The sequence below is a fragment of the Microbacterium sp. GbtcB4 genome (assembly GCF_019091465.1).
GTDB lineage: Bacteria > Actinomycetota > Actinomycetes > Actinomycetales > Microbacteriaceae > Microbacterium > Microbacterium paraoxydans.
The window spans coordinates 1-247 of record NZ_JAGXJJ010000358.1 but is presented as its reverse complement, the minus strand read 5'-3'; the positions used below and the strand labels follow the sequence as shown (position 1 = coordinate 247).

Here is a 247-nt window from a genome sequence, read left to right as displayed (position 1 = left end):
CGGCGGCGCGGACCACCAGGGCCGGGATGGTCCCGGCCTGGGCGATGCCGGTGATCTACCCCACGACCCCGTTCAGCGACTCGATGTGCTGCACGTTCCCGGTGGTGACGACGTCGATCCCCACGTCCAGCAGCTCCTCGGCATCCTGCCACCGCTTGGGGTTCCTCGAGCCGGGGGCGTTCGCGTGTGCGCACTCGTCCACGTGCGCGATCTCCGGACCGTGGGCGGGTCGCGCCGCGAGGTGGCG

The 247-nt window shown here is 72.5% G+C and carries 1 pseudogene; it reads right to left on the bottom strand.

What is annotated here, in order from left to right:
• Positions 1 to 58: 58 nt before the first annotated feature.
• Positions 59 to 247 (bottom strand): annotated as a pseudogene (locus KVS71_RS18155) (hypothetical protein); the annotation flags it as partial.